Genomic DNA, 16806 nt, shown 5'->3' on the forward strand with positions numbered 1-16806 from the left:
AAACGCCTTAATGCTCTTCTTGATAGAGAATACAGAGAAAAAGTTCTTGGTTTTAAATGAAATTGCCCTGACTTTGTAGCCTGCCCTAAAACAGCCTCCATACGACCTTCCAAAGAGTGTTTGTATAATATCATAGCTATTTATTGGATGCTAAAAGATATAATAATTTAGAAAGGCCCATAATCGCCACAAATTACAATAAACTAAAAAGGGTTAACATCAACCAACAATGTTAACCCTAATTAATCACCTTAATAGCAACAATCGTAATGATTATAGCTTCTCTCAATAAGGTTCATGTAAACAGCTATTTACATTATAAATATATAAGTATTTTCTTAAAAAATAAAAAGATTTTATTCACAATTTCACAGTTGATTACATTTTACTGGAATATATTTTGCTTCTTCAAATGGGCATTCTGTTCGAGATAAATTCTATTTATAGCGGATCTATAGGTTTTAAAAATTGTCTGATTCCAACACGGATATTATTCCTGGTAAGGAAACCCACGTGGTTGATAATGAGGGGAACATCAAAGCTATTAATTATAGAGACAAACGATAGTTATTTATTGTTTAATCGTCATTTAGATTAAACACCAATTATCCATAATTGGAATCATATCAATTCAAATCTTACTTATGGTCCAAAAACAACGAAACCTTGCAAATCAATGATTTTGCAAGGTTTTTGTATGAATTGGGTTTTACCCTTGGTGACCTCGGCAGGATTCAAACCTGCAACCTTCTGAGCCGTAATCAGATGCGCTATTCAGTTGCGCCACGAGGCCTTTTTTAGTGGCTGCAAATATAATGCTTTTATTAAAAGACTACCAAATTTTATTTAAAATTTATATTTCTTTATTTTTGAATATGAAAATAGAACTCTTAAAAGAAAGGTTTGACTATATCTTAGATAAAAACCTTATTGCTGAAATTTTTGAAACAGGTACTTTTAAAAAGTATTTAAAAAACGATATCATAATAGATATAGATCAACCTTTAACGCACATCCCCCTTTTACTTGATGGCAATATAAAAATACTTAGAGAAGACAAAAAAGGCAACGAGCTCCTAATTTATTTTCTGGAAGCTGGGGAAACATGTACCATGTCACTTACCTGTTGCATGGGAACTACAAAAAGTAAAATAAGGGCCGTAGCAGAAAAAGACTCTACTTTAATAATGATCCCCGTTCAAAAAATGCAAGACTGGCTCGACAATAATAGTAGTTGGAGAAATTTTATATTGGAAAGCTACCAAACACGGTTTACCGAAATGTTGGAAACTATCGACAACCTTGCCTTTATGAAAATGGATGAGCGGCTATATAAGCACTTAAAAGAAAAATCCAAGCTTCATGGCTCTAATACTATTATAGTTAAACACCTGGATATTGCTGAAGATTTGCATACCTCTCGGGTTGTTATTTCCAGACTTCTTAAACAGTTAGAAAATGACAAAAAGATCAAATTGAGCAGGAATAAAATTGAAATTTTATAATCTTAAGTAACAATTATTACAAAGCAAAGTTATTAAGCAATCTAACTTTGCACTAAACACTAAAACATGGAATCTATTTTAAACCCTTGGCCGTGGTATGTATCAGGCCCATTAATTTCTGTTGTTATGGCTTTACTGCTTTACTTCGGAAAAACTTTTGGTATGTCGTCCAATTTAAAAACATTATGCACCATTATGGGTGCAGATAAATATAGCCGTTTTTTTAAAACCAGCTGGAAAGAACAATCGTGGAATCTAACAGTTGTTGTGGGAGCTATAATTGGAGGCTTTATAGCCGTACAACTTTTATCTAACGACACTATAACCAATTTAAATCCGCAAACCATTACCGAACTTAAAGAAATGGGGTTCAAGAATTCTGGAGCAACATTAGTTCCGAGTGAAATGTATGGCTTAGAAGCCTTAAGTTCAGCAAAGGGGCTACTGCTTTTAATCGTTGGAGGCCTACTTGTAGGCTTTGGGACACGCTACGCTGCAGGTTGCACTTCTGGACATGCCATTACTGGTCTTAGTAGTTTACAAAAGCCTTCGCTTATAGCTGTAATTGGCTTTTTTATTGGAGGTCTTATCATGGCAAACTTTATTTTGCCATACATTTTTAAAACATCATAACAAGATGCTTTTTTATCAATTTAATAATACAGCAGGCATTAATCCATAAAAAACGACGAATGAAATATTTTAAATTTTTACTTGTAGGCATCTTTTTTGGTATCGTATTAGTTAAATCTGAAGCTGTATCATGGTATCGCATATATGAAATGTTTAGGTTTCAATCCTTTCATATGTACGGTATAATAGGTACAGCCATAGCTACTGGCATCTTGTTTCTTCAAATTTCCAAAAAAGGCTTTATTAAGAACCTTAAAGGAACTGACATTTTTGTCCCCAAAAAAGAAAAAGGGCTTTCTAGATATATTATTGGAGGTAGTATTTTTGGTCTGGGATGGGCATTAATAGGGGCTTGCCCTGGACCAATGTATATTTTGTTGGGCACAGGAGTTTACAGCATGGTTATCGTTATTCTAGCAGCTATTTTAGGTACGTTTATTTACGGTGTTTTAAAAGACAAACTACCACATTAAATGGACACAATTCATCTATTAGGTTATGCTGGAGCTCTTGTAGTTGGTCTTGTTTTGGGACTTATTGGTGGTGGAGGTTCGATTCTTACGGTTCCTTTATTGGTTTACCTATTAAACTACAACCCCATAACTGCAACAGCTTACTCCCTATTTGTAGTTGGATTCACCTCGTTGGTAGGAACTTTTCAAAAGCACAAAAAAGGTTTGGTAGACTTTAAAACTGGATTGGCCTTTTCGTTTCCATCCTTTATGGCTGTTTATTTATCGCGCAGGTATTTAGTTCCTAACATTCCAGATGTTTTATTACAATTAGAAGGTTTCGAACTAACCAAAGAGATGGTCATTATGGTATTTTTTGCCATTATTATGCTTTTAGCATCTTATTCGATGATTAAAAACAAAAAGAATACCGAAAAAACCGAAAAGAAACAACATTATTCAAAAACATTCGTCCAAGGCCTAACCATTGGTACAATTACTGGAATTATTGGTGCCGGTGGTGGTTTTCTTTATGTACCTGCCTTAGTACTATGGGCCAACATCCCAATGAAAAAAGCTGTTGGCACCTCTTTAATTATAGTTTCTATTAATTCCTTAATTGGCTTTACAGGAGACATTCAAACGCTACAAATAGAATGGGGGTTTTTACTTTTATTTACTTTAATGTCTATTGTCGGCATTATAATAGGTGTTTCTCTTTCTAAATTTATTAGTAGCAAAAAACTAAAAAAAGGCTTTGGTTTTTTTACCCTAATCATGGCCATATATATCATTTATAAAGAACTTTATATTTCGTAATGTTACAAAAGTAACACAAGGAACTTTTGAGGTTTCGTACCTTTAACTCTAATTTTAATTGTCTAACCGCCCTTAAAGGGATTATACGCCTTATAATTATCTAGTTTTCGCAAAAGCATAAAGACAGGTAACAGACATATTAAAACTTTAAAACAACGCATATAACACAATGAAAATAGAACAAATATATACAGGCTGCTTAGCACAAGGCGCTTATTATATAGAATCCAATGGTGAAGTAGCCATTATAGACCCATTACGGGAAACACAACAATACATAGACAAAGCTGCTAGTGAAAAAGCTAGAATTAAATACATTTTTGAAACCCATTTTCATGCCGATTTTGTATCGGGACATGTAGATTTAGCAAAAAAAACTGGGGCTACTATTATTTTTGGCCCTGGAGCTGAAACTAACTACGAAGCATATATCGCTAAAGATAACGAAGAATTTAAATTGGGAAACGTTACGATAAAAGTATTACACACTCCTGGTCACACATTAGAATCTGCTACGTATTTATTAATCGATGAAAATGGAAAAGATCATGCTATTTTTTCTGGAGACACACTGTTTTTAGGTGATGTTGGTCGTCCAGATCTCGCCATAAAATCGGATCTCACTAAAGAAGATTTGGCAGGTATGCTTTACGATTCCTTACGCAATAAAATTATACCATTACCTGATAATGTTATTGTATACCCAGCACATGGTGCTGGATCGGCCTGTGGAAAAAACTTAAGTAAAGAAACCGTGGGAATTCTAGGGGAACAAAAGCAAACTAATTATGCACTACGTGCCAATATGACCAAAGAAGAATTTGTTGAAGAAGTTCTTAGTGGTATCGCTCCCCCACCTCAATATTTTGCTAAAAATGCGATGATGAATAAGGTTGGTTACGATTCCTTTGATACTGTTTTGCAAAGAGGTGATGTAGCCTTAGCTCCTGAAGAATTCGAAGCTATTGCCAATCAGGAAAGTGCATTGGTCTTAGATGTTAGAACAGAAAAGGACTTTGTAAAAGGGCACATACCCAATGCTATCTTTATAGGTATTAACGGTGCCTTTGCTCCATGGGTAGGTGCTTTAATTACCGATTTAAAACAGCCCATTTTATTGGTTACTCCTGAAGGAAAAGAAAAAGAAACGGTTACACGTTTATCCCGTGTTGGTTACGACAATACTCTGGGGTATTTAAAAGGAGGCATTGATGCATGGAAAGCATCGGGAAGAGACATTGAGACCATACAGTCCATTCCTGCTGAAACTTTTGCTGAGCATTTTAAAGGTGATGCCGTAAATACTCTTGACGTTAGAAAAGATGGTGAATACAAATCAGAGCATTTAAAAGGCAACAATGTACAGCACCTAGCACTAGATTATATAAACGATAACATGAACACTATAGATAAGCACAAGACCTATTATTTACATTGCGCTGGTGGTTATCGTTCTGTAATAGCAGCATCTATACTAAAAGCCAGGGGCTTTAATAATTTAATAGATATTGCAGGTGGGTTTGCCGCTATTAAAAAAACAGATTTGCCTACAACCAACTATGTATGCCCAAGTACATTATAACCCTTATGATTAATAGCAATTCAAAACTAAACGCCTCCTCATAAATCAATGAGGAGGCGTTTTTAAATTTTATATGCTTTAACTACTTTTCCTTATACAATCTCAGCACTTAATCCAGCATCCAATAACATAGAACATCGTGGTTTTAAATCGTCGTAAACACCTGTCTTAACTATACATTTGCCTTTATAATGCACAATAATCGAACATTGTTCGGCTTGTTCTGCCGTGTGATCACAAACAGACATAAGCGTTTCAATAACATGATCGAAAGTATTGACATCATCATTATACAAAACAATCTCATTTTGGGTCACTACTTCTTCTTCCAACAATAACTCCTCTAATAACTCTTCTCTCGTACTCATAGCAATCTAATTGATTATCAAACAGTTTCTTATTTTATGCTAATTTAAAAATTTTAATGCAACCCAATTATTCCTTTGCAATTTTTCTTCAAATTTTAACAAATGAGCTTCGCAAGCTTCTTTAATCACTGGAATATCATCATCATAAAACCCACTTAAAAATAACAGCCCATTTTTATTTAAACATGCAACATAAGCGCTCATATCACTTAATAGGATATTACGGTTTATATTAGCAATAATGATATCGTACTTTTTACCTTTTAACACTGATGCATCACCTTCAATAACGGTAATATGTTTGCAGCTATTACGCTCTACATTTTCCACGCTATTTAAATAACACCAGTTATCATAATCTACTGCATCTACTGAAGTAGCTCCTCTTTTTTCGGTCAAAATAGCTAAAACCCCTGTGCCACATCCCATATCTAAAACCGATTTATTCGTAAAATCGTTTTTTAAAATATGCTGTATCATCATATGCGTGGTTTCGTGATGTCCTGTACCAAAACTCATTTTCGGTTCTATTACTATATCGTATTGTACAGCTACGCTTTCATGAAAAGGCGCCCGTACAGAACATATACCGTCTACCATAATGGGGGTAAAATTCTTTTCCCATTCGGAATTCCAGTTTACCTGTTCAATTTCATTAAAATTATACTCTATAGTAAATTCTGAAGAGTTTAATATTTGAATATCATTTAATATTGCATCGTTCCATTCTTCTTTTTGAATGTAGGCTGTAAGCCCTTCTTCTGTTTCCACAAAACTTTCAAAACCTGCATAACCTAACTCGGCAATCAATATTTCTGTTCCTGGTTGTAAAGGCGTAACCTTAAATTCATAACCAATGTAAACACTCATAATACTCTAAATATTAATTTATGATTATACCTTTTCAACTTAAAATTACCCAAATCAAAAAAGGTGCTATAGTTTTTTTATCTAACTATTTTAAACTCTTTTGGAGGTATTGCCCCCATTAAATGCTTCACAAAATAATCCCAACGGCGACGGGTCATATAATACGTATCTGCCCCATAACCATGCCTTTGATTAGGAAAAATAAGCAAGTCGAAATCCTTATTAGCCTTTATTAAGGCTTCTACCACTAAATATGTATTATATGGGGGTACATTATCATCCATATTGCCATGAGCTATTAGTAGTTTCCCTTTTAAGTTATCGACATAATATTGATTAGCCTGTTCTTTATAATTATCACCTTTCATTAGGCCAATATAACGTTCTCCCCAATCATCTTCATAATTACGATTATCGTGGTTACCCGATTGTGATACGCCTACTTTATAAAAATCGGGATATAATAAAAGAGCTGTTGTTGTTGCGTTTCCCCCTCCAGAGTGCCCCCATATACCAACTCGTTCTAAATCCATATAAGGATATTTTTGAGCTAATTGTTTTATCCCAACAATTTGATCCAACAATGTATTATCGGAAAGGCTACCATAATTCGCATCATGAAATGCCTTAGAGCGTCCCGGATTGTTTGTGCCATCTATTACAACAACAATAAAACCTAGTTCTGCCAATGCCTGATGATCTCCACGAGAAGGATAGAAGTTTCGCTTACCTACTCCTCCGCCTTGTGGTCCAGGGTAAATATAATTTACAACAGGATATTGCTTTTGCGTATCTAAGTACGTAGGGGTAAACATTAATCCGTAACAGTCCCAACGGCCATCCCTAGATTTCACTTTTATTGGCTTAGGAGGTTTCCATCCCATTGCTTCTAATCTTGAAATATCCTGAGTCTCGAGTGTTTTGATTAATTTACCCTTATTGCTGCGCAATACTGCAACATTTGGCACATTGGGTTGCGAAAAATTATCGACAAAATAACTGCCATTTGGTGCTAATGAAATATTATGGTTTCCATTTTCTGGTGTTAGTAATTCCAGATTCTTACCACTAAAATCAACACTATAAAAATAGGCAAAATAAGGATCTTGTCCCGCTTCCTTTCCTTGAGCCAAAAAATACAGTTTACGTTGCTCTTCATCTACTCTAAGCAATTGTGTAACCACAAAATCACCTTTGGTTATTTGATGCTTTAAAGCTCCCGTTGTAGCATCATACAAATATAAGTGCCCCCAGTTGTCTCGTTCTGAATACCATATAATTTCATTGCTGCTAGGCAAATAATGCCAATTGATCGTGCCTTGTCCTGATTCGTACTGGGTATCTACAATTTCGGAAAACACCTCACGAACCTCACCAGTCTGCGCATTGGCTATCCTGAACTTTTCAACTTTATGATCTCTTGAAGTCGACACAAAGGCCAATGTACTACTATCTGAGCTCCAGTCGTTATCATCAAAACTTCCTGAACACGAAATATCATCACATAAAGTACCTCTACGGGGATCAGAAGGTATGTTTAATCTAATTATTTTAGGCTCATCTACATTGATAATAACACGATGGATTTGTATTATTTTCTCATCGGATGGCAAGGGATATTTCCATGACTCTAATTCTGGTTCGCCAACAGTTGTCTTAACCAAATACATATCACTTACATGACGCTGATCCTGTTGAAACGTGGCGATCTTTTTAGAGTCTGGAGACCATAATACAATAGGCTTATCGCTTTTTCTCCAGCCAGCATTATCGGTAGCATAACCAAAGTTCTCAATACCATCGGTTGTTAATTGTATTTCCTCATCTGTGTTGATATGGCGCATCCACAAATTCCAATCTTTTATGAAAACAGATTTTGTACCATCTGGAGAAACAACTTCGTTACGAGCCGTTTTCCTATTAACTTCATTAATAGTATTGGACGCCAATAATTCCCGTAATGTTTCCGCTGATTTTTTCGACTTCTTCTTAGGATCTACCATAACGTAATTGGTTTCATTATTTTCCGTAACGCGATACCAAAAACGTCCATCTTCCAACCAGTTTGGAGAAACATAAGCATTGTCTACTAGCTTATAGGTATTATGTCCTAAAAACCTTGTGGCTTCCTTATAAGCATCACTACTTAATTCTTTCTGTCCAAAACAGGGTACAACAATTAAGGCAATTAATAGGCCTATTGCATTATACTTCATTACAACTTGTAATTTTATATTTTAGTGCTAAATAGCTTAGATAGCGTTCACTATAGCAAAGAAATCATCTGCATTTAATGAAGCACCTCCTATTAACCCACCATCAACATCTGCTTTAGAGAATATCTCCTGGGCATTATTAGGTTTCACACTTCCTCCATAGAGAATAGTCACCTCATCTGCAACCTCGTTACCGTATGTGTCTGCCAACGTTTTTCTTATAAATGCATGCATATCTTGTGCTTGTTCAGGACTTGCCGTTTCTCCTGTACCAATAGCCCATACTGGCTCGTATGCTAATACAATACTTTTAAATGCCTCTGCTTTTAAATGGAATAAGGCATTTTTAATCTGACTTTCCACAACGGCTTCATGGTTCCCTGATTTTCTATCAGCTAGCTCTTCCCCAAAACAGAATATAACACGCATGTTATTTGCTAAAGCTGCATCTACTTTTTTAGCAAGTAGTTCGTCTGTTTCATTAAAATACGCACGACGCTCACTATGTCCCAATATTACTGTTTCCACACCAATACTTTTAAGCATGGATGCACTAATTTCTCCAGTATAGGCTCCATTTTCTGCAAAGTGCATATTTTGTGCAATTACCTCTATATTAGATTCTTTTAAAGCCTTATTTGCTTGGTGTAAATTAGTAAAAGTAGGTGCTACCATTACTTCTGCATTTGAAGTTTTCTCCTTAGCCTTTAATGCTTCAATCAATGATTCTGTTTGTGATAAATCATTGTTCATCTTCCAGTTTCCTGCTACAATTTGTTTTCTCATTTTAATAATACTTTAATTCTTTTATCGTTTGGTTTTATGGCATTAAATAATTTAATACGTCCTTTTTTATCTACAACCATGTATCTAGGAATCCATGACAAGTTGGCAAATTCTCCAAAAGTCCCTTCTCTACCCGATAACATATAGTAGTGCTCTCCTTTTACATTATATTTCTCGATTCCTTTTTTCCAAGCTTCTTGCCCCCTATCCAATGACAGGAATACATAGGCTATGTCTTTATATCTTTCCTGGATTGTTCTTAAATCGGGCATGCTCTTAATACAATCGCTGCACCATGAGGCCCACACATCGATTAATATAGTATTATCCTTATTCTTTTCTAAAATCCCTCTTAAAGTAATTTGATCGCCGTCAAGTGTCTCAAAAACATCATTTAAAGCTGCTTCCGAAAACTGTGTTGGCTCACTATTTGTGCAATTAAAAAAACTAATCAATAAAACAAAAGTGTAACATATCTTTTTCATAAAGGTCACTGCAATTTTACTTTAGGGTCTAACCAGACATAAATTAAGTCCACAAAAATATTAATAATAATAAACAATAAGGCAATAATAAGCACGGAACCCATAATTACGGGTAAATCTAAAGTATTTAATGCATTGACAATTTCTTTCCCTAGTCCGTTCCACCCAAAAACATACTCTACAAATACAGCCCCAGCCAACATGGATGCAAACCACCCGGAAATGGCTGTTACCACTGGGTTCAGAGCATTTTTTACCGCATGGTGTTTAATTATTTGAAATTCACTTAAGCCTTTAGCTCTCGCTGTACGTATGTAATCTTGATTGAATACTTCTAATAGAGAATTACGCATTAACTGTATTACTACAGCCAATGGACGGATTCCCAGTACTATGGACGGAAGTATTAAATTCTTCCATCGTATGTGCATGGCTTCTCCAAAATCATCAAGTTCATACAAACTTCCCGTCATTTCCAAATTTGTATACTCATGTAATATGTAACCAAAAAACCACGCAAACAAAATAGCACTAAAAAATGAAGGCACACTCATACCAAACGTACTAAATATTTGTATGGTTTTATCAAGCCAATGATCTTTGTAAAGTGCAGATATTACCCCCAAAATTATTCCTAAAAACAACGCAATAACAATAGCTGTAAATGCTAAAACAAAAGTATTTGGTAATGTTTCTGCCAGTACCTGACTCACTTTTTTCCCTTGTTTGGTAAACGATTCCCTTAAATAGGGATACTTCACAACAACTGTTACCGTTCCTACAGAAAACAATTGGAAAGCAATGTATTTACCCTTACTTAAAAAAGTATAATCTTCACTGTTTTGCGAATGGAATGAAACAGGAGATAAATCATTTAAATAATATAAGTACTGTGTTTTTAGTGGCTTATCAAAACCGTATTTTTTTTTAATGGTAGCTAGCTGCTCACTATCTTCATTTTGTCCGAGCATCATTTGCGCTGGATCACCAGGAAGCACATTAAACAAAAAGAATATAACAGTAATTACCCCAATTAATGTGAGTAAAGCATAAGTTATTTTATTAAGTATATAGCTCAATAGTAGTCTGTTAATTTATGGCTAAAACTTTAAATCGTCTACATCGTTCCAATGCACTTTTTGCTTAATAGTTCCTTTATCCAATTCTAAAATACCAGGATTGGAACGCACTACCGTTTTAAGCGCTTTTTCATCGCATAAATAAAAATCGAAATCTATATTATAAGCTTCTTTAATACGTCGCTTGGCATCTTCTCCAGAGGCAGTCAAGCCAATAATTTTATAGCCATGTTTAATGGCTTTATCCTGAAGTGCTTTTAAACGCCTTGCACCGTCACTTTCAATTTTTTCCAAACTATAAGATACAACAACTATTAAGTTATCTTCATTTAAATACTGTTCGGTTAAATCTTCGTCTTCACTTTCTATGGAAAAATCATAAATGGATGGCTGGTAACCTTCCTCAACCACTTTGCTGTCAACACTAACAAACTCACCTTCAATATCTGGATAGTCTCCATTTGTGGTAATTATCTTCTCTTCTCCATTAACATTAAACTTCCAATAAAATTCCTGAACAGGTTTAGGAGCATCCTCTGGTATACGCATTCCTTCCTGAATGTTGGCTCCTACCTTATAAGCCCTAAAATCTACCGCAGGCAAATGCATAAGCACGTGGTAACCAAACCATAAACTAAAAACAAAGCTTAACAATGCCAATACTGTATTTGCCAATCTACCAAACAAAGGTTGGACATACTTAACCCCATAAAACAGGATGAGTATTAAAAACAATAACACCACATCTTTAGTAAAGCTCTCCCATGGTGTGAGTTTTAAGGCATCTCCAAAACAACCACAATCCTTTACTTTATCAAAATAAGCAGAATAGAACGTTAAAAATGTAAAAAATACGATCATACCCAATAAGCTCCAAACCGTAAACTTTGGTTTATACCCTATAAGCAAGAACACACCAAGAACAACCTCAAAAACCACGACCAATACAGAAATCATTAAGGCATAAGGCTCTAAAAAGGGTATATTAAGGACATCAACACTAAAATACTCTTGTAATTTATATGAAAATCCCAAGGGGTCATTTAGTTTTATTAAACCTGAAATGATGAATAATACGCCTACTAATATTCTACTTATTGTTACTAATGCTTTCATAATTTTGTCATTCCAGACTTCTCAGGAATCTTTTTAATTGAAATTTAAATTATTTAATATGAATCCTGTGCTTACAGGAATAAAACTAATTCTCATCACTTAAATGGATCATTGCAAAAACAGCATAATTAATCATATCCTGATAGTTAGCATCAATACCCTCGCTTACCAATGTTTTACCTGCATTGTTTTCAATCTGTTTAACACGTAACAACTTTTGCAAAATTAAATCGGTTAAGCTGCTTACGCGCATATCCCTCCAGGCTTCTCCATAATCATGATTTTTATTTTCCATAAGCTGCTTTGTAATCGTGATCTTTTCCTCATACAGCTTAGTTGCTTCCTCGGTTGTCAAATCGGGTTGTTCCACAACTCCTTTTTCTAACTGAATGAGGGCCATTATACAGTAATTAATAATACCTATAAACTCACTAACCTCACCTTCGTCAACTTTCCTTACATCATTTTGCTGAAGGCTTCTTATACGTTGGGCTTTGATAAAAATCTGATCGGTAAGGGACGGCAAGCGTAAAATTCGCCAGGCGCTTCCGTAATCTGTCATCTTTTTCACAAATAGGCTCTTGCAGGTGTCTATAACTGCATCGTATTGTTTTGAAGTATCTTGCATAGATAAAATTGAATTTTGCGTAAATTTCGCTTAAATAGTTTAAAGATCAAAAGTTTCATCCAACTTAAAGTTGAAACCTGTAAATCCAAGGTTCTTTTAGATAATAATACCAGTAATTACGTTAACTTTGGATGCTTATAAATAATAGTTCAAAACTTTGTTATGACCATAAATTGCAAAGGACAACTCGTCGATCTATCTAGTCCAAAGGTAATGGGCATTTTAAATATTACACCAGATTCCTTTTATGACGGTGGTATGCATAAAGATGAGCCTGGTATTTTAAAGCATGTAGAACGTATGCTTAATGAAGGAGCTACCTTTATTGACGTAGGCGCTTACAGCTCGCGCCCCAATGCAGATCATGTTAGTGAAACAGAAGAATTACAGCGCATTGTCCCCATCGTTAATTTAATTTTAAAGGAATTTCCTAATGCCCTGCTTTCTATCGACACATTTAGAAGTGAAGTAGCTAAACAATGTATTGCTTCTGGTGCTGCTTTGATTAACGATATTTCGGCCGGACAATTAGATGCCAATATGCTTTCTACTATTGCATCGTTACAGGTTCCCTACATTATGATGCATATGAGAGGGACTCCGCAAACAATGCAATCCCATACGGATTATAAAGATCTTGTAAAAGATATTCTATTCTATTTTTCTGAACGTATTGCCCAAACTAAAGCAATGGGCATTATAGATATTATTGTTGATCCTGGTTTTGGGTTTTCTAAAACTTTGGAGCAAAACTACCAGATCTTAAACCATTTGGAACTATTTAATATGGTCGAAAAGCCATTACTAATTGGCCTTTCTAGAAAATCCATGATCTACAAAGCCCTCGAAACAGATGCTAAAGAGGCTCTTAATGGTACTTCGGTCTTAAATACAATTGCTCTCCAAAAGGGCGCGTCAATTTTACGTGTCCATGACGTAAAAGAAGCTGTGGAATGTATTAAGTTAGTTGAGAAGTTAGAAGTTAGAAGTTAGAAGTTAGAAGTTATGAAATATATTCTTTTAGTAACCACTTTATTACTTATATGGTCCTGTGGAGAAGAAAAAGTAGTTCAATTACCAGAGATAAACCATTCTAAAATCAATGAAATAACTGATGTTTCGGCAGCCTATATATTTTATGACACAACAAGGCCAGACAGTGTTGAGCTAAACAGGAAAAACTTGATTAGCACAACCAATTGGCTTGTTAATGTAGACAAACGCCTTACTTTAAAACAAGCAATTCCCAAAATTATATTGCTCCAAGAGAAAAAGCGCGATGCTAAATTCCATAAAAACGAAAAGTCCAAAAACTACTATACCTGTAACAATGCTAGTTTAAAAAACCTTGGATTTATTGAGTTTACCAATATTTTCTATTTTCCTGAGTTTCCCGAACATTCAGATTTAACGGAAAACAAAGCTGCTATAGCTGTTAATTTCAATAATGACGGAAGTATTATTATCATAAACCCTTCTGATAAGCCTGCGGTAAAAAAAACAACAGCAGAAGATTTATTAAATAACCTCAAGTTGTTAGATATATCTGAAAATAACATCTACTTACACTTCCATGAAGACTTGACTTTTCAGGACTATATAAGCTACAAATCCCTACTTTTAAAAAACAATTTAAAGTTACTTAAAATATCAAATCAAGAGTTTCTATATAATTAGCTATATTTTCATAAATTTACCAAAACCCATATTTATTGGAAATCTTTAACGACCTTTTAAAATTCACCATTATAGACATCATTGATGTTATTCTAGTAGCCTTACTCCTGTATTATATTTACAAATTAGTAAAGGGCACTGTTGCCATTAATATCTTTTTAGGCATCATTATTATCTATTTAGTATGGCGACTTACCGATTTCCTTAATATGGAATTACTTACTGGTATTTTTGGTGGATTTATGAAAGTGGGAATTATTGCCTTGATCGTTGTTTTTCAGCCCGAAATACGCAAGTTCCTACTCATGGTTGGCTCAACAAACTTTAATCGTCGTGGTAAATTTTTCAAACAACTAAAATTTTTAAAAACTGAAACCAGCGATAAAACCGATGTAGACGCCATTGTTTCTGCCTGTAACAAAATGGCCATGTCTAAAACAGGGGCTTTAATCGTTATTGAACGCAATAACAATTTGGACTTTTTAACATCTACTGGTGATGAGATGAACATTAAAGTAACACAACCTATCATTGAAAGTATTTTTTTTAAAAATAGCCCTTTACACGATGGGGCTATTATAGTAAGTAACAACATCGTTAAAGCTACGCGTGTTATATTACCGGTAAACAATGAAAAAAGTATTCCGCAACGTTTCGGATTACGTCACAGGGCAGCTATTGGTGTTACTGAAAAGACAGATGCCCTGGCATTGGTTGTTAGTGAAGAAACAGGCCATACCTCTTATTTTAAAGATGGTGAATTTATTGTCTTTAATGACACTCAAGAATTAATAAAAATGATAAAAAGCGATCTCGTTTAGGCCACTCCTTCTTTTAAAAACTGTACTTCGTATAAATTTTTATAATAGCCATTATCCTTTTTAAGCAACTCCTCATGTGTTCCCTGCTCAACAATTTCCCCATGGTCCATCACAATAATTTTATCTGCTTTCTTAATAGTTGCCAATCGGTGCGCAATAACAATAGATGTTCTCCCTTTGGTAATTCTATCGGTTGCATTCTGGATGAGTTGCTCTGAATACGAATCGACCGATGATGTTGCTTCATCTAAAATCAAAATACTTGGATTGGTTACATAAGCCCTAAGGAATGAAATTAGCTGACGTTGTCCTGAGGACAACATAACACCGCGTTCTTTTACATTATAATGGTAACCATTGGGTAAACTCATTATAAACTCATGGATTCCTATATCTTTGGCTGCTTGTTGCACTTCTGCTTCGGTAATCTCTGGATGGTTTAAGGTAATATTATTCAAAATAGTATCAGCAAATAAAAACACATCTTGTAACACCACTGCAATTTGGGTTCTTAACGATGCCAACGTCACATCTTTAATATTAATCCCATCTATAGCTATGACTCCTTCGTTAATGTCGTAAAAACGGTTCAACAAATTAATAACAGTAGATTTTCCAGCTCCAGTAGCACCAACGATGGCGACTGTATCCCCCGCTTTTACATTAAAAGAAACACCTTTAAGCACGGGCTCTTCTTTAACATAACTAAAGTGTACATTTTTAAATGCAATAGCTCCTTTAAAGTGCTCAGCTACATAAGTACCCGTATCATCAATCTGCGAAGTCGTATCCAACACTTTAAACACTCTATTAGCAGCTACCATACCCATTTGCAGTGTATTGAATTTATCGGCTATTTGGCGTAATGGCCTAAATAGCATTGGAATAAACATAATGAATGCGATTAAAACCCCTTTAGACACCGTGCCTTCCAAAACCACATTTAAACCACCGTACCAAGCCACCATACCTATTGTTATTGAAGCAGACAGATCGGCCAACGGGAAAAATATCGAGTTATACCAAACTGTTTTTAACCATCCTTTTTTATGACGCTCGTTTATGGATTTAAATTTTTGATATTCTATATCCTCGCGTGTAAACAGCTGTAATATCTTCATTCCAGTTAAACGCTCTTGAACAAAAGAATTTAAATTTGACACTTCATTTCGAACTTCCTCAAAGGCTTTTTTCATATATTTTTGAAAAACCCTTGTAGCATAAAGCAATAAAGGCAACATTGCCAAAACAATCAAGCTCAATCGCCAGTTAATAAACACCATACTACCAAATACTACAACCATGGTTAAAAGATCCCTAAAAATCATGAACAAGCCTTCTCCAAAAATATCTGCTATACGCTGCATATCGGTTACTGCCCTTGTTATCAATACACCTACTGATGAATTATCATAATATTTCATTTTAAAACGTAACAGGTGCCTAAAGAGTTTTACACGTACATCCATGACCAAATTTTGTCCCAACCAAGCTGCATAAAAAATAAATGTTAGCTGAAACAGCGTTTGTAAAATCAATACACCAAGCATAATTAAAACGTACTGCAAAAAGTCCTTGGCTTCATGTTTAGCGATACTATCATCTATAGCATGTTTTGTTATATAAGGCGTTGCTGCACTAAAAGCCGCCAATAAAATCACTAAAATAAGTAAGCCAAAAAACACCCCTTTATACGGCTTGATGTATACAAAAAGCCGTTTAAACAGTTTAAAGTCGAAAATATTCTCCTTTTTTGAATTACTTTTCAT

Annotated in this window: 17 protein-coding genes and 1 tRNA gene; 8 read left to right on the forward strand and 10 right to left on the reverse strand. The window is 34.8% G+C overall.

Features of this window, described 5'->3' with window-relative positions:
• Positions 1–716: 716 nt before the first annotated feature.
• Positions 717–793 (reverse strand) — tRNA-Arg (locus tag ABD792_RS10590).
• A gap of 82 nt (positions 794–875) precedes the next feature.
• Here ABD792_RS10590 and ABD792_RS10595 point away from each other — a divergent pair.
• The 5 genes from ABD792_RS10595 (at position 876) to ABD792_RS10615 (ending at position 4991) form a co-directional block, all read left to right on the forward strand.
• Positions 876–1505: a Crp/Fnr family transcriptional regulator gene (locus ABD792_RS10595; RefSeq protein WP_345005971.1), complete on the forward strand. Its 630-nt coding sequence runs from the start codon at positions 876–878 to the stop codon at positions 1503–1505.
• Positions 1506–1571: 66 nt separating this feature from the next.
• Complete coding sequence (locus ABD792_RS10600; protein ID WP_345005972.1) at positions 1572–2138, forward strand: YeeE/YedE family protein; 567 nt, start codon at positions 1572–1574, stop codon at positions 2136–2138.
• 59 nt (positions 2139–2197) lie between these two features.
• Entirely contained in the window at positions 2198–2611 is a 414-nt protein-coding gene (locus ABD792_RS10605) for a DUF6691 family protein (protein ID WP_345005973.1), read from the forward strand.
• Complete coding sequence (locus ABD792_RS10610) at positions 2612–3409, forward strand: sulfite exporter TauE/SafE family protein (protein ID WP_345005976.1); 798 nt, start codon at positions 2612–2614, stop codon at positions 3407–3409.
• Positions 3410–3578: 169 nt separating this feature from the next.
• A complete protein-coding gene (locus ABD792_RS10615; protein WP_345005978.1) occupies positions 3579–4991 on the forward strand; it encodes an MBL fold metallo-hydrolase in 1413 nt (470 codons plus the stop codon).
• A gap of 92 nt (positions 4992–5083) precedes the next feature.
• Here the strand turns inward: ABD792_RS10615 and ABD792_RS10620 are convergent, their stop codons facing one another.
• The 8 genes from ABD792_RS10620 to ABD792_RS10655 form a co-directional block, all read right to left on the reverse strand.
• Complete coding sequence (locus ABD792_RS10620; protein ID WP_345005979.1) at positions 5084–5359, reverse strand: ATP-dependent Clp protease adaptor ClpS; 276 nt, start codon at positions 5357–5359, stop codon at positions 5084–5086.
• 39 nt (positions 5360–5398) lie between these two features.
• Positions 5399–6229: a 50S ribosomal protein L11 methyltransferase gene (prmA, locus tag ABD792_RS10625; protein WP_345005980.1), complete on the reverse strand. Its 831-nt coding sequence runs from the start codon at positions 6227–6229 to the stop codon at positions 5399–5401.
• Between the two features lie 77 nt (positions 6230–6306).
• The gene (locus ABD792_RS10630; RefSeq protein WP_345005981.1) at positions 6307–8445 is read right to left on the reverse strand and encodes a S9 family peptidase; all 2139 of its coding nucleotides are present in this window, start codon (positions 8443–8445) and stop codon (positions 6307–6309) included.
• A gap of 36 nt (positions 8446–8481) precedes the next feature.
• Positions 8482–9231, reverse strand: a complete 750-nt coding sequence (gene tpiA / locus ABD792_RS10635; protein ID WP_345005982.1) for a triose-phosphate isomerase — start codon at positions 9229–9231, stop codon at positions 8482–8484.
• Positions 9228–9716 carry a TlpA family protein disulfide reductase gene (locus ABD792_RS10640; RefSeq protein WP_345005983.1) on the reverse strand — a complete coding sequence of 163 codons (489 nt, stop codon included), beginning with the start codon at positions 9714–9716 and terminating at the stop codon, positions 9228–9230. The genes tpiA and ABD792_RS10640 overlap by 4 nt, the downstream gene beginning before the upstream one ends.
• Before the next feature lie 5 nt (positions 9717–9721).
• On the reverse strand, positions 9722–10795 hold the full coding sequence (locus ABD792_RS10645; protein ID WP_345005984.1) for an ABC transporter permease: 1074 nt from the start codon (positions 10793–10795) through the stop codon (positions 9722–9724).
• A 21-nt stretch (positions 10796–10816) separates the two neighbouring features.
• Positions 10817–11911 carry a BT_3928 family protein gene (locus ABD792_RS10650; protein ID WP_345005985.1) on the reverse strand — a complete coding sequence of 365 codons (1095 nt, stop codon included), beginning with the start codon at positions 11909–11911 and terminating at the stop codon, positions 10817–10819.
• Between the two features lie 85 nt (positions 11912–11996).
• Positions 11997–12539 carry a DUF1599 domain-containing protein gene (locus tag ABD792_RS10655; protein WP_345005986.1) on the reverse strand — a complete coding sequence of 181 codons (543 nt, stop codon included), beginning with the start codon at positions 12537–12539 and terminating at the stop codon, positions 11997–11999.
• A 162-nt stretch (positions 12540–12701) separates the two neighbouring features.
• Between ABD792_RS10655 and folP the strand changes: the two genes are divergently transcribed.
• From folP to cdaA, 3 genes are read left to right on the forward strand one after another with little or no spacing between them, the layout of a single operon-like run.
• Complete coding sequence (gene folP / locus ABD792_RS10660; RefSeq protein ID WP_345005987.1) at positions 12702–13532, forward strand: dihydropteroate synthase; 831 nt, start codon at positions 12702–12704, stop codon at positions 13530–13532.
• Positions 13533–13544: 12 nt separating this feature from the next.
• A complete protein-coding gene (locus ABD792_RS10665) occupies positions 13545–14216 on the forward strand; it encodes a hypothetical protein (protein WP_345005988.1) in 672 nt (223 codons plus the stop codon).
• Positions 14217–14251: 35 nt separating this feature from the next.
• Entirely contained in the window at positions 14252–15037 is a 786-nt protein-coding gene (cdaA, locus tag ABD792_RS10670) for a diadenylate cyclase CdaA (RefSeq protein WP_345005989.1), read from the forward strand.
• Here cdaA and ABD792_RS10675 read toward each other — a convergent pair.
• Positions 15034–16806, reverse strand: a complete 1773-nt coding sequence (locus ABD792_RS10675; protein WP_345005990.1) for an ABC transporter ATP-binding protein — start codon at positions 16804–16806, stop codon at positions 15034–15036. The two genes, cdaA and ABD792_RS10675, sit on opposite strands and share 4 nt — an antisense overlap.

This window comes from Snuella lapsa (assembly GCF_039539345.1).
Taxonomy (GTDB): domain Bacteria; phylum Bacteroidota; class Bacteroidia; order Flavobacteriales; family Flavobacteriaceae; genus Snuella; species Snuella lapsa.

Bases quoted from the DNA above. Each gene is read 5' to 3' on its own strand.
- ABD792_RS10655 (WP_345005986.1), bottom strand. From the start codon at position 12,539: ATGCAAGATACTTCAAAACAATACGATGCAGTTATAGACACCTGCAAG.
- folP (WP_345005987.1), top strand. From the start codon at position 12,702: ATGACCATAAATTGCAAAGGACAACTCGTCGATCTATCTAGTCCAAAG.
- ABD792_RS10605 (WP_345005973.1), top strand. From the start codon at position 2,198: ATGAAATATTTTAAATTTTTACTTGTAGGCATCTTTTTTGGTATCGTA.
- ABD792_RS10640 (WP_345005983.1), bottom strand. From the start codon at position 9,716: ATGAAAAAGATATGTTACACTTTTGTTTTATTGATTAGTTTTTTTAAT.
- ABD792_RS10620 (WP_345005979.1), bottom strand. From the start codon at position 5,359: ATGAGTACGAGAGAAGAGTTATTAGAGGAGTTATTGTTGGAAGAAGAA.
- ABD792_RS10630 (WP_345005981.1), bottom strand. From the start codon at position 8,445: ATGAAGTATAATGCAATAGGCCTATTAATTGCCTTAATTGTTGTACCC.
- ABD792_RS10665 (WP_345005988.1), top strand. From the start codon at position 13,545: ATGAAATATATTCTTTTAGTAACCACTTTATTACTTATATGGTCCTGT.
- ABD792_RS10650 (WP_345005985.1), bottom strand. From the start codon at position 11,911: ATGAAAGCATTAGTAACAATAAGTAGAATATTAGTAGGCGTATTATTC.
- tpiA (WP_345005982.1), bottom strand. From the start codon at position 9,231: ATGAGAAAACAAATTGTAGCAGGAAACTGGAAGATGAACAATGATTTA.
- prmA (WP_345005980.1), bottom strand. From the start codon at position 6,229: ATGAGTGTTTACATTGGTTATGAATTTAAGGTTACGCCTTTACAACCA.
- ABD792_RS10675 (WP_345005990.1), bottom strand. From the start codon at position 16,806: ATGAAAAGTAATTCAAAAAAGGAGAATATTTTCGACTTTAAACTGTTT.
- ABD792_RS10615 (WP_345005978.1), top strand. From the start codon at position 3,579: ATGAAAATAGAACAAATATATACAGGCTGCTTAGCACAAGGCGCTTAT.
- ABD792_RS10610 (WP_345005976.1), top strand. From the start codon at position 2,612: ATGGACACAATTCATCTATTAGGTTATGCTGGAGCTCTTGTAGTTGGT.
- ABD792_RS10600 (WP_345005972.1), top strand. From the start codon at position 1,572: ATGGAATCTATTTTAAACCCTTGGCCGTGGTATGTATCAGGCCCATTA.
- ABD792_RS10595 (WP_345005971.1), top strand. From the start codon at position 876: ATGAAAATAGAACTCTTAAAAGAAAGGTTTGACTATATCTTAGATAAA.